Origin of the sequence: Komagataeibacter rhaeticus (genome assembly GCF_011611525.1) — a bacterium.
In the GTDB taxonomy this organism is placed as follows: domain Bacteria; phylum Pseudomonadota; class Alphaproteobacteria; order Acetobacterales; family Acetobacteraceae; genus Komagataeibacter; species Komagataeibacter rhaeticus.
In genome coordinates this window covers 696000-717550 of the sequence record NZ_CP050139.1, presented here as the reverse complement: position 1 = coordinate 717550, position 21551 = coordinate 696000, and the positions used below count along the sequence as shown (strand labels likewise).

The 21551-nt window shown below is 65.5% G+C and carries 19 protein-coding genes; 7 read left to right on the top strand and 12 right to left on the bottom strand.

What is annotated here, in order from left to right:
- Positions 1–4 precede the first annotated feature (4 nt).
- Complete coding sequence (locus tag GWK63_RS03350; RefSeq protein WP_007399120.1) at positions 5–778, top strand: NADPH-dependent F420 reductase; 774 nt, start codon at positions 5–7, stop codon at positions 776–778.
- Here GWK63_RS03350 and GWK63_RS03345 read toward each other — a convergent pair.
- On the bottom strand, positions 757–1305 hold the full coding sequence (locus tag GWK63_RS03345; RefSeq protein WP_034929143.1) for an HdeD family acid-resistance protein: 549 nt from the start codon (positions 1303–1305) through the stop codon (positions 757–759). The genes GWK63_RS03350 and GWK63_RS03345 overlap by 22 nt on opposite strands.
- Positions 1306–1620: 315 nt before the next feature.
- On the opposite strand from GWK63_RS03345, the gene rpsD reads away from it, so the two are divergent.
- The 4 genes from rpsD to GWK63_RS03325 all read left to right on the top strand — a co-directional run bounded on the left by rpsD (position 1621) and on the right by GWK63_RS03325 (position 6171).
- Positions 1621–2238: a 30S ribosomal protein S4 gene (gene rpsD / locus GWK63_RS03340; protein ID WP_007399117.1), complete on the top strand. Its 618-nt coding sequence runs from the start codon at positions 1621–1623 to the stop codon at positions 2236–2238.
- 120 nt (positions 2239–2358) lie between these two features.
- Positions 2359–3921 (top strand): peptide chain release factor 3, encoded by a 1563-nt coding sequence (locus tag GWK63_RS03335; RefSeq protein WP_007399116.1) that lies wholly within the window; start codon positions 2359–2361, stop codon positions 3919–3921.
- Between the two features lie 73 nt (positions 3922–3994).
- Positions 3995–5374: a cysteine--tRNA ligase gene (cysS, locus tag GWK63_RS03330; protein WP_007399115.1), complete on the top strand. Its 1380-nt coding sequence runs from the start codon at positions 3995–3997 to the stop codon at positions 5372–5374.
- Complete coding sequence (locus GWK63_RS03325; protein ID WP_007399114.1) at positions 5371–6171, top strand: RNA methyltransferase; 801 nt, start codon at positions 5371–5373, stop codon at positions 6169–6171. Before cysS ends, GWK63_RS03325 begins: the two co-directional genes overlap by 4 nt.
- Positions 6172–6294: 123 nt before the next feature.
- Here the strand turns inward: GWK63_RS03325 and gltX are convergent, their stop codons facing one another.
- The 4 genes from gltX to GWK63_RS03305 all read right to left on the bottom strand — a co-directional run bounded on the left by gltX (position 6295) and on the right by GWK63_RS03305 (position 10958).
- Positions 6295–7632 (bottom strand): glutamate--tRNA ligase, encoded by a 1338-nt coding sequence (gene gltX / locus GWK63_RS03320; RefSeq protein ID WP_007399113.1) that lies wholly within the window; start codon positions 7630–7632, stop codon positions 6295–6297.
- 204 nt (positions 7633–7836) lie between these two features.
- Complete coding sequence (locus GWK63_RS03315; RefSeq protein WP_039999326.1) at positions 7837–8205, bottom strand: hypothetical protein; 369 nt, start codon at positions 8203–8205, stop codon at positions 7837–7839.
- 154 nt (positions 8206–8359) lie between these two features.
- Entirely contained in the window at positions 8360–9526 is a 1167-nt protein-coding gene (locus GWK63_RS03310; protein ID WP_034929126.1) for a beta/alpha barrel domain-containing protein, read from the bottom strand.
- Positions 9527–9554: 28 nt separating this feature from the next.
- Complete coding sequence (locus GWK63_RS03305) at positions 9555–10958, bottom strand: class II 3-deoxy-7-phosphoheptulonate synthase (RefSeq protein ID WP_034929123.1); 1404 nt, start codon at positions 10956–10958, stop codon at positions 9555–9557.
- Positions 10959–11265: 307 nt separating this feature from the next.
- Here GWK63_RS03305 and GWK63_RS03300 point away from each other — a divergent pair, with 307 nt between their 5' ends.
- Positions 11266–11610: a hypothetical protein gene (locus GWK63_RS03300; protein ID WP_007399107.1), complete on the top strand. Its 345-nt coding sequence runs from the start codon at positions 11266–11268 to the stop codon at positions 11608–11610.
- Positions 11611–11775: 165 nt separating this feature from the next.
- On the opposite strand, the gene gorA is transcribed toward GWK63_RS03300, so the two are convergent.
- Together gorA and GWK63_RS03290 are read right to left on the bottom strand one after the other, a co-directional pair.
- Positions 11776–13176: a glutathione-disulfide reductase gene (gene gorA / locus GWK63_RS03295; protein WP_039999325.1), complete on the bottom strand. Its 1401-nt coding sequence runs from the start codon at positions 13174–13176 to the stop codon at positions 11776–11778.
- 131 nt (positions 13177–13307) lie between these two features.
- Positions 13308–14186, bottom strand: coding sequence for a ferredoxin--NADP reductase (locus GWK63_RS03290; RefSeq protein WP_034929117.1), 879 nt, complete (start codon positions 14184–14186; stop codon positions 13308–13310).
- A gap of 292 nt (positions 14187–14478) precedes the next feature.
- On the opposite strand from GWK63_RS03290, the gene GWK63_RS03285 reads away from it, so the two are divergent.
- The gene (locus GWK63_RS03285; RefSeq protein WP_007399101.1) at positions 14479–16932 is read left to right on the top strand and encodes a helicase-related protein; all 2454 of its coding nucleotides are present in this window, start codon (positions 14479–14481) and stop codon (positions 16930–16932) included.
- A 143-nt stretch (positions 16933–17075) separates the two neighbouring features.
- Here the strand turns inward: GWK63_RS03285 and serS are convergent, their stop codons facing one another.
- From serS to GWK63_RS03260, 5 genes are all read right to left on the bottom strand, one after another.
- Positions 17076–18347, bottom strand: coding sequence for a serine--tRNA ligase (gene serS / locus GWK63_RS03280; protein ID WP_007399099.1), 1272 nt, complete (start codon positions 18345–18347; stop codon positions 17076–17078).
- The gene (gene tatC, locus GWK63_RS03275) at positions 18347–19159 is read right to left on the bottom strand and encodes a twin-arginine translocase subunit TatC (RefSeq protein WP_034929332.1); all 813 of its coding nucleotides are present in this window, start codon (positions 19157–19159) and stop codon (positions 18347–18349) included. The genes serS and tatC overlap by 1 nt, the downstream gene beginning before the upstream one ends.
- Before the next feature lie 7 nt (positions 19160–19166).
- Positions 19167–19739: a Sec-independent protein translocase protein TatB gene (gene tatB / locus GWK63_RS03270; protein ID WP_007399097.1), complete on the bottom strand. Its 573-nt coding sequence runs from the start codon at positions 19737–19739 to the stop codon at positions 19167–19169.
- Between the two features lie 79 nt (positions 19740–19818).
- The gene (scpB, locus tag GWK63_RS03265; protein ID WP_007399096.1) at positions 19819–20670 is read right to left on the bottom strand and encodes an SMC-Scp complex subunit ScpB; all 852 of its coding nucleotides are present in this window, start codon (positions 20668–20670) and stop codon (positions 19819–19821) included.
- The gene (locus GWK63_RS03260; RefSeq protein WP_007399095.1) at positions 20660–21547 is read right to left on the bottom strand and encodes a segregation and condensation protein A; all 888 of its coding nucleotides are present in this window, start codon (positions 21545–21547) and stop codon (positions 20660–20662) included. The genes scpB and GWK63_RS03260 overlap by 11 nt, the downstream gene beginning before the upstream one ends.
- Positions 21548–21551: the final 4 nt, after the last annotated feature.

Here is a 21551-nt window from a genome sequence, read left to right as displayed (position 1 = left end):
ATGCATGCCAGCCCTGAAACTGACCCGCCGGCAGGGCCTGACCGCCCTGCTTGCCACCCTGCTGCCCGCATCCCTGCCGGTTGCGGCGCGCGCGGGCCGGCCGCTGCGCATCGGCATGATCGGGGCGGGCCATGTCGGCAGTACACTGGGCCATTTATGGAACCGCGCCGGCCACCAGATCATGTTTGCCGACGTGAAGAAGGAAGCCGCGAACCGGCTTGCATCCGAACTGTATCCCCTGGCCCGCACCGGCACGGTGCAGGAGGCCGCCAGATTCGGAGATGCCGTGGTGCTGGCCGTGCCCTATGGCGCGCTGCCGCAGCTGGGCCATGCCATCGGCACCACCATTGGCAGCAAGCCGCTGATCGATGCCACCAACCCCTATGGCTGGCGCGATGGCAAGATCGGCCACCTTGCCCTGAAAAAGGGGGCGGGGATTGTGACCCAGGCCGTGTTCCCCTCCGCCTCGGTGGTGCGGGCCTTCAATTCGGAAGACATGACAACCCTGGCCGCCCAGACCTGGCGCACACCGCCGCGCATGGCGCTGCCCATGGCGGGTGACGTGACGCAGGCGCTGTACACGGCAGGCTGGCTGATCCATGATGCAGGCTTCGACCCGGTCATGGTGGGGCCGCTTTCGGCCGCGACGCTGTTCCAGCCCGGCCACCCGGGGTTCGAGGCGCAGATGAACGCCACCGACCTGCGCAACCTGCTGGGCGTTGCGGCTGACAACCCGATCAACCGCAACCTTGCCACTCAGTTCGCTGGCGGGATGTAGGCCGCCTGCCGCAGGGCCAGGCCGAACTGGATCCAGCCAAGGCCGGCGGCAATCAGTTCAACCGCCACGAACGTGCCGATCAGCCACAGCCCGGACCATGGCAGGGTGGCATACAGGCACACCCCCACCAGCAGGCTGATCAGCCCGCCCATCAGGATCAGCCACCAGCCCTGCAGGCCGCGCTGCTGGAAGGCCATGATGATGCGCCCGATGCCCGACACCACAAGGCAGGCGGAAATGAACAGGGTAATGGCCATGGTGCCCGCGGCCGGTTCCTCCATCATCATGGTGCCCGCCAGTATGTAAAGCGCGCCACCAAGGATGGACATGAGCCGCCCGCTCCAGTCCCGCACCACGAAGGCATGCACAAGCTGCACCGCGCCCACCACGAACAGCAGCACGCCCAGCACGATGGTGCTGGCCAGCGACACGACCAGCGCATCCACCCACGCGACAATGCCAAGGGCAAAGGAAATCACCCCCAGCCCCACAAACAGCCCCCAGCGCTGTGTCAATGCCGTGTCCATGCGTGCCTTCCCCCTGTTGCCGTGATCGGTCACCCTTGCGGTTCCCGCTTCATAACAGGGCGGACCGCCGGCGCGATACAGTCTTTTGCCCCACCGTCCTGCCCCCATGGCAATTGACAGGACACAGCAGTACTTCTATACGCGCCCGACTGCCGGGAACGTGGACGATCCGGCTGGTGCCCATGGGTGATTGCTCCCCGGTGCCAGTAATACGGAGCGCGCCCGCCCTGTCCATGAGGGACAGGACCTACCGGTGCAACACCATGGCATATGGTCCGCCATATCCATGCAGATGAATGAAGAGAGAGCGCGCAGATGAGCAAGCGCCTTGAGAGCAAGTACAAGATCAACCGCCGCCTTGGCGTGAACCTGTGGGGCCGTGCGAAGTCCCCGGTCAACAAGCGCGAGTACGGCCCCGGCCAGCACGGCCAGCGCCGCAAGCAGAAGCCGTCCGACTTCTCCGTGCAGCTGATGGCCAAGCAGAAGCTGAAGGGCTACTACGGCAACATCGGCGAAAAGCAGTTCCGCAAGTATTATGACGAGGCCGTCCGCCGCAAGGGTGACACCTCCGAGAACCTGATCGACCTGCTGGAGCGCCGGCTGGACGCGGTTGTCTACCGCCTGAAGTTCGCGATCACCCCGTTCGCGGCGCGTCAGTTCATCAGCCACGGCCACATCACGGTCAACGGCCGCAAGGTCAACATCCCCTCCTACCTGGTGCGTGATGGCGACGTGATCGAAGTGCGCGAGAAGTCCAAGCAGCTGGCCATCGTGCTGGATGCGGCCCAGAGCGGCGAACGCGACGTGCCGGAATACCTGGAAGTGGATCACCGCCAGATGAAGGGCTCCTTCCTGCGCAGCCCCAAGCTGTCGGATGTGCCCTATCCCGTGCAGATGGAACCGAACCTGGTCATCGAATTCTACTCTCGCTGATCTATACCCGGAACCGGGCAGGCGTGACGCCGGGCGTGGGGGCTTTTGTCCCTGCGTCCGGCGTCCGCGTTTCTGGCCCCTGCCCGCTTCCCCCTCCCTTCCGCCGGGCCAGCCGCAGGAATGGACAAGACCGTGACCGCCACCACAGCCGATACCGCCCTGACCGCCGAGATTACCCGGCGGCGCACCTTTGCCATCATCTCCCACCCGGATGCCGGCAAGACGACACTGACCGAACGCATCCTGCGGGCCGGTGGCGCCATCCAGATGGCGGGCAACGTGCGGGCCAAGGGCGAGCGGCGGCGCACGCGCTCGGACTGGATGGGCATCGAGCGCGACCGCGGCATTTCCGTCGTGACCTCGGTCATGACGTTCGAATATGGCGGCTGCATCTTCAACCTGCTCGACACGCCGGGCCATGAAGACTTTTCGGAAGATACCTACCGCACGCTGACGGCGGTCGATGCCGCCGTGATGGTGATCGACGCCGCCAAGGGCATCGAGGCCCGGACCCGCAAGCTGTTCGAGATCTGCCGCCTGCGCGACATTCCCATCGTCACCTTCATCAACAAGATGGACCGTGAGGCACAGGACCCGTTTGCCCTGCTGGATGAAATCTCGTCCTCGCTGGCACTGGATGTCTCGCCCGCGACGTGGCCGGTGGGCCGCGCCGCCAAATTCGTCGGCACCTATGATATCCGCAGCCGTGAACTGCATGTGAGCGAACCGCTGGACCAGTCCGACCCGCGCATGGTGCAACTGGGCGAGGAACTGGAACTGGTTGAGGCGGCACTGCCGGAATTCGACCTGGAAAGCTTCAACGCAGGCCACCTGACCCCGGTGTTCTTCGGCAGTGCGATGAAGGAGATCGGCGTGACCGACCTGCTGGACGCGCTGGCCAGCTTCGGCCCGCCGCCGCGTGACCAGGCGACCGAGACCCGCAACGTGCGTGCCGATGAACCCGCCCTGACCGCGCTGGTGTTCAAGATCCAGGCCAACATGGACCCCAACCACCGTGACCGCATGGCCTTTGCCCGCATCTGCTCGGGCAAGCTGCAGCGCGGCATGCGGCTCAAGCATGTGCGCATCGGCAAGCAGTTCGCGCTGCACACCCCGCAGTTCTTCTTCGCCCGTGACCGCCAGTTGGCCGAGGAAGCCTTTGCGGGCGACGTGGTGGGCATTCCCAACCACGGCACGCTGCGCATTGGTGACACACTGACCGAAGGCGAGGACCTGCGCTTTACCGGCGTGCCCTATTTCGCGCCCGAAATCCTGCGCCGCGTGCGGCTGGATGACGCGATGAAGGCCAAGAAGCTGCGCCAGGCACTGACCGAACTGGCGGAAGAAGGCGTGGTGCAGCTGTTCCGCCCGCAGGATGGCGCGCCCCCCATCGTGGGCGTGGTCGGCACGCTGCAGCTTGACGTGCTGCAGTCGCGGCTGAAGGGGGAATACGGGGTTGCGATCGGCTTCGAATCGACCCCCTATAACCTGGCCCGCTGGGTAACGGGGCCAAGGGACCGGCTGGAAACCTTCTGCATGGCCAACCGCACCGCCATGGCGGATGATATTGATGGCGACCCGGTCTTCCTTGCCTCCTCGGCGTTCATGATGAAGCGCACGGCGGAAGGGAACCCGGAATTGACGTTCCATGACATCAAGCAGATCGGTCAGGAAATCGGCTGACCGGCCACCCCGGCGGGGCCGGCGCAGATGAACTATTGCGTCCCCCCGCCTGTCTGTCGCATCTAGGCGCATCATGTCCGACACACAGCCCCGTCCGCACCTGCCCCGCCTGCATCTACATGACAGCAGGACCCGCAGCACCGTTCCCTTCGTCCCGCTGGCACCCGATAACGTGCGGGTCTATTACTGCGGCCCCACGGTCTATGACCTGGCGCATATCGGCAACCTGCGCGCCATGCTTACGGCCGATGTGCTGGTGCGCCTGCTGCGCCACCTGTACCCGCGCGTGACCTACGTGCGCAACATCACCGACGTGGATGACAAGATCAACGCCCGCGCGCATGCCAACGGCGAATCCATTGCCGACCTGACCGCGCGCACCATTGCCGATTTCCATGCGGACCTGGCCGCCGTCTCCATCCTGCCGCCGGATGTGGAGCCGCGCGCGACCCACCATATTGGCGAGATGCAGGACATGATCGCCCGCCTGATCGAAAGCGGCCATGCCTATGAGGCCGAGGGCCATGTGCTGTTCGCGGTGGGCACCTACCCGTCCTATGGCGCGCTGTCGGGCCGCACGCCCGATGACCTGATCGCGGGCGCGCGGGTGGAAGTCGCCCCCTACAAGCGCGACCCCGGCGATTTCGTGCTGTGGAAACCCTCCGATGACCAGACGCCGGGCTGGGACAGCCCTTGGGGCCGGGGGCGTCCGGGCTGGCATATCGAATGCTCGGCCATGTCGCACCGCTATCTGGGCGAGAGCTTTGACATTCATGGCGGCGGGTCGGACCTGCTGTTCCCCCACCATGAGAACGAACGCGCGCAGAGCATGTGCTGCCACCCGCACGGGCATTTCGCCAACCACTGGGTGCATAATGCGATGCTGCTGGTGAATGGGGAGAAGATGTCGAAATCCCTCGGCAACTTCCTGACCGTGCGCGACGTGCTGCGTGATACCCCTGCCGAGGCGCTGCGCCTTCTGCTGCTGCGCGCCCAGTACCGCTCGGTGCTCAACTTCACGCGCGAAGGACTGGATGAAGCCCGCCAGATGCTGGACCGCTTCTACCGCGCGCTGGAAAAGCTGGACCCGGACCAGCCACCCGTACCCGCGCCAGACAGCGTGGTGCAGGTGCTGTGCGATGACCTGAACACCCCGCGCGCGCTGGCGGAAATGCATGCGCTGGCTGATGCCGCCCTGACGGGTGACCGTGTTGCGGCGGCGCAACTGAAGGCTGCGGGCAACCTGATCGGCCTGCTCAATGACACACCCGAAGCATGGTTCCGTGGTGGCGCGAAAGTGGACCCGGCCCATATCGAACGCCTGATTGAAGAACGCCTTGCCGCGCGCAAGGCGCGTGACTTCGCCCGCGCGGATGAAATCCGCAACACCCTCGCGGCACAGGGCATTGTACTGGAAGACGGCCCGCAGGGCACGACATGGAGGCAGGCATGACCGGGCGCGATGGCGGGGCGGATATCGGCCCCATTGGCAACAGCCCGGTCGTAATCCTTGTCCGGCCCCAGATGGCCGAGAACATCGGCACCACGGCCCGCGCCATGGCCAATGGCGGACTGTTCCACATGCGCATTGTCGCACCCCGCGATGGCTGGCCGCAGGAGCGCGCATGGCGCAGTGCCTCGGGCGCAGACCGCATCCTTGAATCGGCACAGGTGTTTGACACCGTGGATGACGCGGTGGCCGACCTGCACCACGTCTTCGCCACCTGCCCCCGCCCGCGCCATATCGTAAAGCCGGTGCTGACCGCGCGCGGCGGGGCGGCGGAACTGCGTGAGATGACGGGGCGCGGGCTGAAGGTGGGGCTGATGTTCGGCCCCGAACGCGCGGGGCTGGATAACGAGGACATGGCACGCGCCGATGCACTGATCCGCTACCCGCTCAATCCCGCCTTCATGTCGCTCAACCTGGCGCAGGCGGTAATGATCATGGCCTATGAGTGGTGGATGACGGAGGATGAGACCCCGCCCCGCGCACTCATGACCAACGAGACGCATGTGGCCACCCGGGGTGAGCTGGAAAACTTCATGCACCACCTGATTACCGACCTGGATGACTGCGGCTTCCTGCGCAATGAACAGAAACGCGCGGGCATGGTGCGCAACCTGCGCCACTTCTTCCTGCGCGGTGAAGTGACGGAACAGGAACTGCGCACGCTGCATGGCGTGGTGACCGAACTGTCCCGTGGGCGCAAGGCGCGACAGGCGGCAAGAGAAGTATCTGAAAAACAGTAAAAGTCCTTGGGGGCCGCCTTTTTTCAAAAAGATGGTGTCCTTCGAAGCTTTTTGAAAAAAGCTTCGCCAAAAACTTCTTCTCCTTTGGAAAAGGCCCGGTGTGAAACCGGGCCTTTTTGCGTATCAGCGGGCGGCAATCTGTAGCCGGTCGGCCACGCGTGCCCGGCCCATGAGCGGCAGCAGGTCACGCATTTCCGGCCCGCTCTCCTCCCCCGTCAGCGCCAGGCGCAGCGGGTGGAACAGGGCGCGGCCCGTGCGGCCCGTGGCCTCTTTCACGGCCGTGGTCCATGTCTTCCATGTCGTGTCATCCCACGGCGCCGCAGGCAGCGCCCCCAGGGCCTGAAGCAGGAAGGGACGATCCGCCTCATCAATCACCGGGGGTACGATATCGCCCGCCACCACATCCCACCAGTGGCGCAGTTCACCCGCCATGTCCACATTGCCACGCACGGCCAGCCAGAAGGCTTCCGTCGCCCCTTCGGGCAGGCGTGCGCGGATTTCCTCAAACGGCATGGCATGCATGACGCGCCGGTTCAGCCCCAGCAGCTGGCGCATGTCAAAGCGCGCGGCGGAACGTGAAACACGGCCAAGGTCATAGGTTTGGGCCAGTTCATCGAACGATAGCGGTTCCGGGTCATCCGCGCTGCCCAGGCGGGCAAGGTAGGAGACGATGGCCGAAGGCTCGACCCCATCCTGCCGCAAGGCCCGAATCGACAGCCCGTCGAAGCGCTTGGACAGCTTGCCGCCCCCCTGATCAAGCAGCAGCGGCAGGTGGGCGAAGGTGAAGCGGTTGCGTTTTGCCCCCAGCGCCTCGGCAATGTCGATCTGCACACCTGTATTGGTCACATGGTCCTCGCCACGGATGACGTGGGTAATACCCAGTTCCATGTCATCCACGACCGAGGCCAGCGTGTACAGCACCGTGCCATCGGCACGGACCAGAACCGGGTCGGAAATGGCGGGCAGCTTGACGCGCGATGGCCCCATGACCAGGTCGTTCCATTCCACCGTGCGGTAGTCGGACAGTTTAAAGCGCCAGTAGGGCACCTTGCCATTGGCTTCGGCCTGCGCGCGCTGCTGCGGCGTCATGCGCAGCATGGCCCGGTCATAGACGGGGGGCTTGCGCATGCGGATGCGGGCCTCGCGCTTGGAGGCCAGTTCCTGCTCGCTTTCAAAGCACGGATAGAGCCGCCCGCTGGCCTTCAGCTTTTCAATGGCCAGCGCATAGCGGTCCAGCCGGTCCGACTGGCGCACGAATTCGTCCCAGCCAATGCCAAGCCAGCGCAGGTCGTCCTGCAGGGCCTGCACGTATTCCTCTTTCGAGCGGCTGCGGTCGGTATCATCGATCCGCAGCAGGAACCGGGCGCCATGACGGCGGGCAAACAGGGCATTGGCAATGGCCTGACGCGCATTGCCGACATGGATCAGCCCGGTCGGGCTGGGCGCAAAACGGAGTTTCATGCCCCCTATATGCGGCGATTACGCCCCGAATGCCAGAGAACACATGCGCAATCTGGCACGGAATGCACGCGCCTGGCAGGCCGGCCCGATACACGCCGGTATCGGTGCATAACCCGTATGGGCAAAGTATTTTCAGGCGGCCCGCCAACGCCGCCTTTTAAAAAAGGCGGCATCCAAAAACCTTTATGAATTTAAGGGGCGCTCTTACGCCTCGTCATCCTCATCGCCGCCGCGGCGGGGGTCAAAGGCACGCCAGTCGCGTTCCATCAGGGTTGCCGCATGGGCCGCGAAATCATCCAGTTCATTGGCGGAACGCCAGCCCTGATCGCCTGCCTCCAGCACCTCCGCATCCTCGCCAAAGGCAAACCATGCCTTGAGCACCTCGGCGGGGGAAAGACCCGCCATGCGGCACCGCTCGATACTGTCGCGCACATAGGCACGCGCAAAGGCGTTGGCCTGGATCAGGTCGGGAAAACCGCCGACTTCCTCGACAATACTGTCTTCCGCCCCGCCCGACAGGTCCAGTATCCGCACGCGCCAGCCCCCTTCAGGGGCAAAAATGGTTTCTGACAAGATCAGGCCTTTCGTTAAAGACTGTTTAAAAAGCAACCTGTTGATAAAGGGCATGACGTTCAGGGCAAGGCCATCTTCCCTAAAATAAAGGCGGCCTTCCCGAAGCGGCTTTTCTGGCCACGTCCCAGCCACATGCCAAGGGGCGGCGCATGGCCTAGCGCGCGTGGTTATGGCGCAGCAGGAACTCGCGCCCGGCCTTGACGCGGGGCACATCGTCATAGGCCACGATATCCGCCGTGGCATAGGTCTCGGACCAGCGATCGGGAATGAAGGAGCCGGTGCCGATCACATCAACCGGCGCATGGGCGTCGGCCATGCTCAGGCATTTTTCAACACTGAACCCGGATGAGGCGATGATGCGCACATGCGCGAATCCGGCCTCGTCCAGCGCCTCACGCATGCGCCAGATGGCGGCGGCCGAAACCCCCGTGCCCACCAGGTAGCGCAGTTCCTTGTCCGAACGGTAGCGGCGGATGCTGCCCGGCGTGTGCCGCTCCAGCACATCATAGGACGATTGCGGATCCAGCCCCTCCAGAAAGCGGCCGCCATGCGTGTCCAGCCGCACGGCCAGCCGCCCGGTCGCCGCCAGATCGGGAAAGTGACGGCAGACTTCCAGCGCGTCCGTCACCTCACGCCCGAAATAGTCCACCAGTACCACCAGGTCCATTTCGGGATAGACCTCGTGGAACATCTCGGCCGCGCGCAGGGTGGAGCCGGCATAGCCCACCAGCGCATGCGGCATGGTGCCCAGCCCCCTTGATGTGCCGAAATAATGCGCCGTTGCATCATTGGCGCCGCCGATAAAGCCCAGCGCGCCTTCCTTCTGCGCGGCCTGACTGCCGATGGAGGCGGCATAGGCCATCTGTTCCTGCATGCCAAACCCCGCGCAGTGCCGGGCCTCCATGGCCATGAAGCGTACCTGCGGCAGCGCCAGCGCCATCTGGTAGGCATTATGCGCGGCCACACAGGCCGGGCCAAGGCGCTGGAGCACCAGGGTTTCCAGCGGGGCAAGCTGGGCGAAGGAGCCGGTCACGTAAACCAGCGGCTCACCCGCCCCCACCCATGTCCCCTCGGGGAACATGAGGCTGCATTCGATATCGATTCCGCGCTCGGCGGCCACGGCATGCAGCCAGTCCACCATAAGGCGCGGAGCGGATATGACGGGACGGCGCAGGAAGATGGCGTAGGTCACCTTCCTGTCCCCGAAATGTTCGACAATGGCCCGCGTGCGGTTGAAATACGCATCCGTGCGGGCAGCGATCACATCGCGTTCCACCGCGCCCGCATTCTTGTCACGTACCGTCTTCTCACCGTGGGTCATGGCCCCTCCGATCGTGTCCCTGACGGGACTAGCGCGCTCCGCCCGCCATGCGATGCATGCGTGTCTTGAGTTCTTCCGACAGGCGGAACGCCATCTCAAGCGACTGTTCCGCATTCAGGCGCGGGTCGCAGAAGGTCTCATAGCGCTCACCAAGATCGGCTTCCGTCAAGCGGTGGGCACCGCCGATACACTCGGTCACGTTCTGGCCCGTCATCTCGAAATGCACGCCGCCGGGATGGGCGCCCGCGGCCTCGAACACGTCGAAAAACCCGTGAATCTCCGACAGGATGGCATCAAACGACCGCGTCTTGACCCCCGTCGAGGTCGAGCTGGTGTTGCCGTGCATGGGATCACACAACCATGTGACGGTGCGGCCTGTGGCCATCACTTTCCCGAGCAGCGGCGGCAGGTGGTCACGCACCTTGCCCGCGCCCATGCGCGAGATGAGCGAGATGCGCCCGGCTTCATCGGACGGGTTGAGGATATCGAGCAGCTGCTCCAGGTCCTCGATGGTGGTGGTGGGACCGACCTTGATCCCGATGGGGTTGCGCACCCCGCGCAGGAACTCGACATGCGCGCCTTCGGGCTGGCGGGTACGGTCCCCGATCCACACGAAATGGGCCGAGCAGTCATACCACTCGCCCGATGTCGAATCGATGCGGGTCAGCGCCTGCTCGTAGGGCAGCAGCAGGGCCTCGTGCGAGGTGTAGAACTCGGTCTCGTCAATCTGGGGGGTGGTGGCCGCCGTCAGGCCGCACGCCGCCATGAAGTCCAGCGTCTCACCGATGCGTTCGGCAAGCTGGCCATAGCGCTGGGCCAGCGGCGAGCGCTCGACAAAGCCCAGGTTCCAGCGATGCACCTCGTGCAGGTTGGCATAGCCGCCGCTGGCAAACGCGCGCAGCAGGTTCATGGTGCCGACGGACTGGAAATACCCCGTCTCCATCCGCTTCGGGTCGGGCACACGGGCGGATTCGGTAAAATCGGACCCGTTGATGATGTCCCCCCGGTAGGAAGGCAGCGTCACGCCGTCCTTCGTCTCGTCATCGGACGAGCGCGGCTTGGCGTACTGCCCCGCCATGCGCCCGATCTTGATGACCGGCACCTTGGCGCCAAAGGTCAGCACCACCGCCATCTGCAGCAGCACCCGAAAGGTGTCGCGCACGATATCGGCCGTGAACTCATTGAAGCTTTCGGCGCACGCGCCGCCCTGCAGCACGAAGGCCTGCCCGCTGGCCGCCTTGGCCAGATGGGCGCGCAGGCGGCGGGCCTCACCGGCAAAGACCAGGGGCGGGTAGCGGCGCAGGCGCGCCTCCACGCCCTCCAGCGCTGCCTCGTCGGGGTATCGCGGCATCTGCCGCGCCGGAAACGACCGCCAGCTCTCCGGCGTCCAGGCCTGCCGGGAAGAACTGTTATGGCTGTGCGTCGCACTCATGGGTCGGATCCTAATTCCTCTTGATACAAGACTGTTCCCGCCGCCCGTGGCGGAAGGGCAGTCTTTATGTCGAAAAAACCCCGCCATGGCAAAGCCTGTTCTGCCGCCGGCGCGCATGATGGCGCACCGCACGGGAAACATATGTTGCATCCGGGCCACAAAGTTGCCTGGACCATGCAGTTAACGGTCGCATTGCAAACGGGCTTCACCCATATGTAAAACCGACATGGTTGGCCTGCCAGACCACGCCTTTTCCTTGTGGCGCAGGGTTGGCATGCTGCCCACCCCGGTAAAAGGATGACGGATCATGGCCACGACGCGTGGGAAACTCTTAACCGCCCTGTCCGCAGGGCTGTGCCTGTTCAGCGTGACGGCCATGGCCGCGCCACAGGACACGGATGACAGCAGCAGCCAGAACGAGGACAGGATGACCGTCCACGGCCAGCGCAGCCACCTGCCGCCCGGCTATGAGGAAGCGCCCTCCATGGAACTGAACCATGGGCCGGACCCCGATCATCTGGAGCATGTGCACCGTGATTCCGTAACCGGCACCGACCTGTCGAAATTCGGTTCCGCCTACCAGAGCAGCGGGATCAATGGCGACGGCCAGCTTGGTGATTCCACCGGCAATGGCTGGGTCGCGCCGCGCTAGGGGTCCCTGCCCGATACATGAAAAAAACCGTTGCCAGGTCCACTCCGGCAACGGTTTTTTTATTTAAGGACCGGGAAGGCGTTTTTGGTAAAGCTGTTTTCCGAAAAACTTCAGAGAACGCCGCCTTTTTGAAAAAAGGCGGCACCCAAAAACTTCTATTCTGTTTCAGTCCACCTTGTGGGGCGTGACGCGCGTGCGGGTGCGCATGGTCACGAATTCTTCCGCCGCGGTGGGATGGATGCCGATGGTGCGGTCCCAGTCCGCCTTGGTCAGCCGCGCGGTGACCGCAATGGCCAGCCCCTGCATGATTTCGGGCGCGTCATCGCCCAGCATGTGCGCGCCCACCACAACCTGGCTGGCCTGATCGACCACCAGCTTCATGAACGTGCGCTGTGCGCGGCCACTAAGCGTGTTGCGCATGGGGCGGAAGCGGCTGACATAGACATCCACATCGCCTTCTTTCGCGGCTTCGGCCTCCGTCAGGCCAACGCTGGCAACGGTGGGGGTGAAGAACACGGCCTTGGGCGTGGTGGCATAGCACCACTGGCGCGGGGGCCCCTTGCCAAACAGGCGGTCGGCCAGGTTGTGCCCTTCGGCAATGGCGACGGGGGTCAGGTTCAGCCGGTTGGTCACGTCGCCAATGGCATAGATGCCGGGGACGGATGTCTCGCTGTTTTCATCCACGATGACCCGCCCGTTCTCCTGCATCGCCACCCCTGCCTGCGTCAGGCCCAGATGGGTGACCTTGGGATGGCGGCCGGTGGCGAAGAACACGCAGTCGGTTTCGATCCGCGTGCCGTTATCAAGGCTTACGACAAGGCTGCCATCCGCCTGTTTCCCGATTTCCGTGGGGGAAGCCCCGGCATGCTGGCGGATACCGCGCAGGTCAATGGCATCATGCACCGCGTGGCGCAGGTCGGTATCGAACCCGCGCAGGGGCTGGGGCTGGCGGTAGACCAGATCCACCTCCGAGCCGAAGCCACGGAATATCCCGGCGAACTCCACCCCGATATAGCCGCCCCCGACCATGCAGACCCGTTCGGGGCGGTCCTTGAGATGGAAAGCCTCGTCGGAGGAAATGGCATGTTCCGCACCCGGTATTTTCGGCAGGGTGGGGGTGGAGCCCACGGCAATGACAATACGCGCAGCCGTAACACGGCGGGGCTGCGCCTGCGGGGCCAGCGGCGAAGGATCGATGCGGACGGTATGCGCATCCTCCAGCGTGGCATGGCCGGTAAACAGCGCCACGCCCGCCTTTTCCAGCATGGAGACATAGATGCCGTTAAGGCGTTCGATCTCCCGGTCCTTGGCGGCGATCAGGGCGGCCCAGTCATGCTGGCCGCGCTTTGTGTTCCAGCCAAAGCCGTGGCTGTCCTCCACCCAGTCACCATAGTCACTGGCCTGCACCATAAGCTTCTTGGGCACGCAGCCAAGGTTGACGCAGGTGCCGCCCCAGTGCCGGCTTTCCGCCACCGCCACGCGCGCGCCATGGCTGGCCGCGATGCGCGCGCAGCGTACGCCACCGGAGCCCGCGCCAATTACGAACAGATCAAAATCATGACTCATTGCCGGTTGTGCATCCTGTCTGGGCCGGAAAGACGGCAAGGACAGGCGTCACTCCGGCCATCCCGCCGCGCTATGGGGCGGGGCCAATAAAAAACCCCGGCCATGCAGCATGGCCGGGGGCGCGGGCGGGATCAGCGTTCAGCGAACGCCTTTTCCACCACATAGGCGCCGGGGTGGGAGTTGTTCCCCTCGTCAAAGCCACGGTCCTGCAGCAGCTTTTCCGTATCGGCCAGCATTTCGGGCGAACCGCAGATCATGACACGGTCATGCTCGGGGTCGAGCGCCGGGATGTTCAGGTCGGTAAAGATCTTGCCCGTCTCGATCAGCCTGGTGATGCGGTCGGTCACGGCAAAGGCTTCGCGCGTCACGGCGGGGTAGTACAACAGCTTGCCCTTCACGTCCTCGCCCAGGAACTCGTGCTCGGGCAGTTCGTGGCGGATGTGGTTGGCATAGGCCAGCTCACCCGAGATGCGCACCGTGTGGCTCAGGATCACGTGCTCGTAACGCTCATAGCATTCCGGGTCCTTGATCAGGCTCATGAAGGGCGCAAGCCCCGTGCCGGTGGACAGGAAATACAGGTTGCGGCCCGGACGCAGGTTGTCCAGCAGCAGGGTGCCGACGGGCTTGCGGCCGATCAGCACCTTGTCCCCCACCTTGACGTGGCGCAGGCGGGAGGTGAGCGGACCATCGGGCACGGCGATGGACAGGAATTCGAGGTGGTCCTCGTAATTCGCGCTGGCAATGCTGTAGGCACGCAGCAGCGGCTTGCCCTCGACCTCGATGCCGATCATCGTGAACTGGCCGTTCTCGAAGCGCAGGGCCGGGTCGCGCGTGGTGGTGAAGCTGAACAGCCGGTCGGTCCAGTGATGGACGGACAGCACGGTCTCCGCGTTCAGGTGGCCGTATTCCTTGGTCGGTTCGGCAAGATGGAACACGCCTGCCTGCCCCTCTACCGGGGCAAGGCCGGTGAGCATGGTCTCAGCGGTTGGCACAATCAACGTATCGGACATCTGGTTATCACTCTCCCGGCTGGATATGACGCAGACCCAGGACTTCCTGAAACATGCGCCCCACAACGATATCGCTCAGGCGGGCATGTCTAGGCCATCCACAGCGTGGAATTCCAGCACAAACAAACATATCTCGCGCCACGGGAAGCTGAATTCACCGCACAATGCCCATTCCGGGGCGCTCATGTCACGTCACATGCGTACGATGCGGGCTTCTATTCAATGATTTCCCCTGCGGATGCAAGTACTGATGTCCATTGTCCCCGCAGCCCGGATGACGCACATAGGCAGTATGACTTCTGAATTCCCCGACCGGGCCGCCCCTGCCCTGCTGGCGCTGGACGCGGCGATTGCCGCAACCGGGCTGCATGTTGAAACCCGCGAACGCCCCAAGCTGGAGCGCGTGATCGCCCGCATGCTGCCCCCCGGTGCCCAGCGGATAGACGATGCCGCCTTCCGCGCCGCCCTGTGCACCGTGCGCCGCAAGCCGTGGGGGTCGCGCCTCATGGACCTTACGCGCCGTGCAGGGCAGGTATGGGTTACGCGCGCGGATACCGAAGCCGCCGCCATGACGGTGGATGACCCCGAACCCGATGATGCCCGCCTGCTGGCCGCCCTTACCCCCGTCCTGCGCGAAAAGCTGCGCGCGCAGGGCGACACGCCCCGCGCCGCCATGGACAATGTGCGCGGCGACCTGTTTGACGGCACGGGCCGCACCCTTGCACCCACCGAGATCCGCACCCTGGCGCTGGCCGTGGCCGATGCCTTTGCCGTGGCCGACCCCGAAGCCTTCGCCACCGAACTGGAGCGCGAGGACACCAGCCGCAAGGACCGCGATGCCCGCATAGAGGAGACGGCGCGCACCCGCCGGCGCGAGGAAGTCCTGCGCCTGCGGGAGTGGGAAAAAAGCCTTGTCCCCTTCAGCGACGTGCCCGGCCTGCTGCGCTGCTCCCAGCGTGAGGCGCTGCGCTGGATTGCCGAAAACCGCCTGCCCGTCGCCCGCCGCGTGCCGCAGGCAGGCGGGCAGGAACGCTGGGAGTTCGATCCCGGCGAGCTTATGGCCCTGCGCCAGAACCTGCCCCAGTGGCGCAGGGAGGGCCCGCAGGGGCCGGGCCGGGCACCACTGGCCCCCGACCTGGGCAACCAGCGCATCGGCAACGCCGTCATAGCCCAGGTCGCGGCCCTTGACCGCTATGCCGCCCATTTCCGCACCGCGCGCGCGCTGAAGCGCCGGATCACGCTGGTCACGGGGCCGACCAACAGCGGCAAGTCCCACACGGCACTGGACGCGCTGGCGCGGGCCGAAAGCGGGCTGGCGCTGGCGCCGCTGCGGCTGCTGGCCCATGAGTTCCGCGAGTCGCTGACCGCGCGCGGCGTGCCGACCTCGCTCGCCACGGGAGAGGAACGCATCGACGTGCCCGGCAGCCGCCACCTGGCCGCGACCGTGGAAATGTGCCCGCTCAACAACCCGGTCGATGTGGCCATCATTGACGAAGCCCAGATGCTGACCGACCCCGACCGGGGGGCGGCGTGGACGGCGGCCATCATGGGCGCGCCGGCGCGGCACCTGTTCATTCTGGGGGCGCCGGACTGCATTCCCATGGTCCGGCGCATTGCCGAACTGTGCGGCGACCCGATCGACGAGATCCGTCTGGAGCGCAAGAGCCCGCTGGTCGCCGCCGAACGCGCGGTCAGCCTGCATGAACTGCAGAAGCACGATGCGCTGATCGCCTTCTCGCGCCGTGAGGTACTGGACCTGCGCGCCCTGCTGCTGGCGCACGGCAAGCGGGTGGCGGTGGTGTATGGCGCGCTCAGCCCCGAAGTCCGCCGGGCGGAGGCGCAGCGCTTCAACAATGGCGATGCCGACATCCTGATCGCAACCGATGCCATCGGCATGGGGCTGAACCTGACCATCCGCCGCGTGGTCTTTGCCGCCCTGCGCAAATATGACGGCAACCAGACGCGCGACCTCAACCCGCAGGAAGTCAAGCAGATCGGCGGCCGGGCCGGGCGCTTTGGCAAGCATGAACAGGGTGTGGTGGCCGTGCTGGAAGGGGTGGGCAGCCCGTCCTTCATCCATGCCATGCTGGCGGCCCCCCCGCAGCCAATCGAGGATATGCGCCCGCAGGTGCAGCCGGATGCCGACATCGTGCAGGCCGTGGCGGCCGAGATCGGGTCGGACAGCCTGTTTGGCGTTCTGGTGCGCATCCGCCGCGCGGTGCTGCGGCGCGATGACCCCAATTACCGGCTGGCCAACATGGAACAGGCCTTTGCCATTGCCACCGCACTGGAAGGTGTTCCCGACCTGACGCTGGCCCAGCGCTGGGTTTACGCCATGTGCCCGGTCGATGACCGCGACAACGGCATCCAGCGCCTGGTGCACTGGGCGGCGGACCACGCCGCGGGCAATACCGTGCCGCCCCCGGGCACGGGCCGCCTGCCCGCCGCCGAACGCGCCGAGCGCACGGAACTGGAACGGGCCGAAAAGCGCCACAAGCGGCTGGTGGCCTGGCGGTGGCTGGCGCTGCGCTTCCCCGAGACCTATGTCAACCGTGAGGAAGCCGAGGGAACCACCGCGCGCCTTGATGAATGGATCGAGGACGTGCTGCGCCAGCAGAGCATCCGCGCCCGCGCACCCAATGCATCCCCCTTCCGCCCGGACAGCCGCGCCAGCCCGCCCGGACGCCGCGGCCGCGATGGGGGCGGCCCGCCAAAGGGCAAGCGCCCCCACCGCAAGGGGCGCTGAACGGGATTTAGATAACCTGTTGATAAGGAATGAACGTTTTCGGGTGCCGCCTTTTTTCAAAAAGGCGGCGTTCCCTGAAGCTTTTTGAAAAAAGCTTCACCAGAAACGTCCTTGGGTTTTCCACCCATTTCGTGGGCTGATGTTTATGCGCTACGAATGACTTCAATGCCGCCCATATAGGGTCGCAGCACATCCGGCACCGTAATGCTGCCGTCCGCGGTCTGGTAATTCTCCATGACCGCAATCAGCGTGCGGCCCACGGCAAGGCCCGACCCGTTCAGGGTATGGACAAAGGCAGGCTTGCCATCGGCCGCGCGATAGCGGGCATTCAGGCGCCGGGCCTGGAAATCGCGCGTGGTGGAGCATGACGAGATCTCACGCCACGCCTTCTGCCCCGGCAGCCATGCCTCAAGGTCAAACGTCCTGGCCGCGCCAAAGCCGGTATCGCCCGCGCACAGCAGCATGCGGCGGTAGGGAATGCCCAGCTTTTCCAGCACCATTTCCGCGCAGCGGGTCATGCGCTCGTGCTCGGCGTCACTTTCCTCCGGCGTGGTGATGCTGACCATCTCCACCTTCTGGAACTGGTGCTGGCGCAGCATGCCGCGTGTATCGCGCCCTGCCGCCCCCGCCTCGCTACGGAAGCAGGAAGACAGGGCAACCAGACGCTGCGGCAGCACGCCCACGGGCAGGATCTGCCCCGCGACGCTGGCGGTCAGCGGTACCTCCGCCGTGGGGATCAGCCAGCGGCCATCTTCGGTGCGGAAGGACTGGTCGGCGAATTTGGGCAGCTTGTCCGTGCCATACATCGCCTCGTTATTGACCAGCACGGGCACGGCGGTTTCCTCGTACCCGTTTTCACCCGTGTGCAGGTCCAGCATGAACTGGCCCAGCGCCCGCTCCATGCGCGCAAGCTGACCGCGCAGCACCACGAACCGCGCGCCCGACAGGCGGGATGCGGTCTCGAAATCCATCAGGCCAAGCGCTTCGCCCAGCTCGAAATGCTCGCGCGCGGCAAAGGCGAATTCGGGCGGCGTGCCGTGCTGGTGCACCTGCACGTTGCCGCTCTCATCCGCGCCTGCGGGCACGCTTTCATCCAGCCGGTTGGGCAGGCGTTCCAGCGTGCCACGGATCTGGCCATCCAGATCATCAACGCGGGCCTGCAGTGCCTCCATATGGGCCTTGGCGCCGGTCACCTCGGCTTCCAGCGCGGACGTGTCCGCACCGGATCGGCGCATGGCCCCGATTTCCCGGGAAATCTGGTTGCGCCGCGCCTGCAGTTCCTGCAGCGCGGTTTCAGCGGCGCGGCGGTCATGATCCAGCAGCAATACGGCCTGCGCCACGGCAGGCTCGCCCCGCCGCTTCAGGTCAGCATCAAAACCGTCAGGATCGGCGCGAAGGGCACGCAGGTCATGCATCAGGTGGTCTCCTCGGTGTCTTCAGGCGGGGTGCGCGGCTCGACAAGGCGGGCGCAGAGAATGGATATTTCGTACAGCCCGATCAGCGGCACGGCCAGCCCGGTCTGGGTAATCACGTCGGGCGGGGTTAGGATGGCGGCGGCCACGAACGCGCCCACATAGGCATAGCGCCGCACGCGCGCCAGCCCCTTTGACGTCACCAGCCCCACCCGCGCCATGAGGGTCAGCACCACCGGCAGTTCGAACGCCATGCCGAACGCCATGATCAGCTTCATCACCAGCGAAAGATATTCCGACACCTTGGCCTGCAGTTCGATCTGCAAGCCGTCCTGTCCGTCCGCCGTCTGGAACGACAGGAAGAACTTCCACGCGGCGGGGAAGATGAAATAATAGGCCAGCGCCGCACCGATCGCGAACATGATGGGGGTGGCCACAAGGAACGGGGCAAAGGCCCGCTTCTCGCTACGGTACAGCCCCGGTGCGATGAAGATCCACGCCTGCACCGCCACCATGGGAAACGACAGGCAGGCCGCACCGAAGAAGGCCACCTTCATGTAGGTGAAGAAGGCTTCGTACAGCGCGGTATAGATCAGGTGTGGCTGTTCGCCCTTCTGGCGCATGATGTCGCCCAGCGGCCTGGCCAGGAAGAAGTAGATCTGTTCCGAATAATAGTAACAGACGGCAAAGCACACCACGAACGACGCCATGGACCACAGCAGCCTGCGCCGCAATTCGACCAGGTGCTCAAGCAGCGGCATGGGCTGGTCGTTGATCGAATCATCGGGCTTCAGGGTCTCGTCTCCTGCATCCATCTTGGTCTTATTCCCGCCCGCCATCGGTCACGGAAACACGCTGCCCCCGATGGATGACACGCACCGGCGGCAGGAAGGCGGGCGGGGTCAGGGCGGGCAGTTCGGCGGCAATGCGGCGGGCCGTGCGCGGCGGCAGGAAGGCCGGGGCATCCGCCACATCCACCCCCTCCGCATGCGGATCGGGCCGGGCAAGGGGCGGAATGTAATGGCGCGCGGGAATTTTCTGTTCGGGCAGCGCATCGGCCGCCGGTGGCGGCGTGACGGCAGTGGACAGGGCGGAGCCCGCCACCTGCCGCGTATCATCCAGCGAGCGTCGCAATGCGCCATCACGGTCGATCGTGTCCATGATCCTGTCACGCACGTTCATCCGCCGGAGCTGGCCCAGCTGGTCACGGGCTTCCGTCAGGTCGGCCTCGCGCACCATTTCATCCACATGGGACTGGAATTCGGTTGCAAGCCCCCGCGCCTTCTTGATCAGCCCGGTGACCGTGCGGATGGCGACCGGCATGTCCTTTGGTCCGATCAGGAGCAGGCCCACCACCCCGATCAGGGCAAATTCAGACCACGCGAAATCGAACATGACCAGTTTCCTTCCCCACCGCGCGGCCGCCCATCCGCCCGCGCAGGCCCGCATACCACCATATCGTCCCGCACACCTATCACGACGCGGGCGGGTCAGGAACCTCGTCCGGCGCATCGGGGTCCAGTGCGGCGGACTCCGCCCGCTCCGCCATGCCGTCCCCTGCCGGCTTCCCTGCTGGATTCCCTTCAGGCGCATCCCGTTCCGGCACATCCCATTCCGGCGCATCCTGCCCTGGCATGCGCCCCTCTGGCAGGCTCCCCTCTGGCACGCTTCCCTCTGGCGGCAGCCCCTCCGCCACCGGCATGCCGGGAACCGGGCCGGTATCGGGCACATCCACCAGCAGTTCCTCGCGCCGGGGCAGGTCACCCAGGTCCTTCAGCCCGAAATGCCGCAGGAACCCCGCCGACGTACCCCACAGGATGGGCCGCCCCGGCACCTCCTTGCGGCCCAGCGGCACGATCAGCTCCGCTTCCAGCAGGGTGTCCAGCACCTGCTGGCTCAGGCTCACGCCACGGATTTCCTCGATCTCGGCACGGGTGCAGGGCTGATGATAGGCGATGATGGCCAGTGTTTCCATGGTCGAGCGCGCAAGCCTGCGCGGGCGCGGCATGACGCGGGTCAGGCGCGGGGCCAGGTCGGGCGCGGTGCGGAACTGCCAGCCCCCCGCCACCTCCGCCAGTACCACGCCACGCCCGGCATACTGCGCCCCAAGTGCCGAAAGGGTGGCGGTGACATAGGCGTCACGGTCCGTGACATCATGCGGGATGCCGCCCTGCGCGGTCAGGACCTCGGCTATGGCGCGCGTGCTCAGCGGGTCGGAACGGGCAAAGATCAGCGCCTCGACCAGCCGCAGCGAGAACGCGCGCACCGATACCGGCGGCACAGGCATATCATCGGGTAGCAGGTCGGGCTGCGGCTCATCTGTCATCGGGCCATGTCCTCTCCGGGTTGTGTCCGTGTCTCTTCCCATCCATGCGCTCACGCAGCAGGATACGGCCGAACTGCTCGTCCTGCTGGAGTTCGATCGTGCCGTTGCGCGCCATTTCCAGACTGGCCAGCAGGGTACCGGCCACGGCGGCCCGGCGGCCGGTCCGCACCATGGTGTCCGTCATGTCGGGCTGGGGCGGCAGGGCGGGGGGCAGGAAATGCTCCAGCCCGCACCACCGCGCCCGCGCATCGTGCGTGCCCAGCATCCGCCCAAGGCGGCCCAGCGCGTCCTGCACGGTCCAGAAGCGCAGCACGCGCGGCTGGTAGACATGGCGGCGCGCCCGCCTGCGCATGGCCGCCATGTAACCGCGCATGAGCTGCGGCACGTCAACCGCAAGGCCCGAACGGTCAACCGCCACCAGGCTTTCCGCCTGACCACGCTCGAACACATCAAACCCCAGCTGCGCGCGCGCACCCAGCCAGCGGCCAAGCTGGACCATGCGCTCCAGTTCCAGCAGCCGTTCATGCAGCAGGGCGGCGGCTTCCTCCGCATCGGTGGCTTCCTCGTCATCGTCTGGCAGAAGCAGGCGCGACTTGAGCCACGCCAGCCAGGCCGCCATGACCAGCCAGTCCGCCGCCTGTTCCAGCCGCACCACGCCGGGTGCCGCGCGCACCACGGCCAGGTACTGCTCCACCAGCTGCAGGATCGAGATGCGCCACAGGTCCACCTTCTGCGCGCGGGCCAGTTCCAGCAGCAGGTCCATCGGTCCCTCGAACCCCTCCAGATGCACGATGGGGGCCGAGGCTGGCGCGGCCGGGGCGGCGGATGCGTCCCCCCCGCCTGCCGGCCCCGGCCGTGGCGGGTGGTCGCGTGTCATGGGA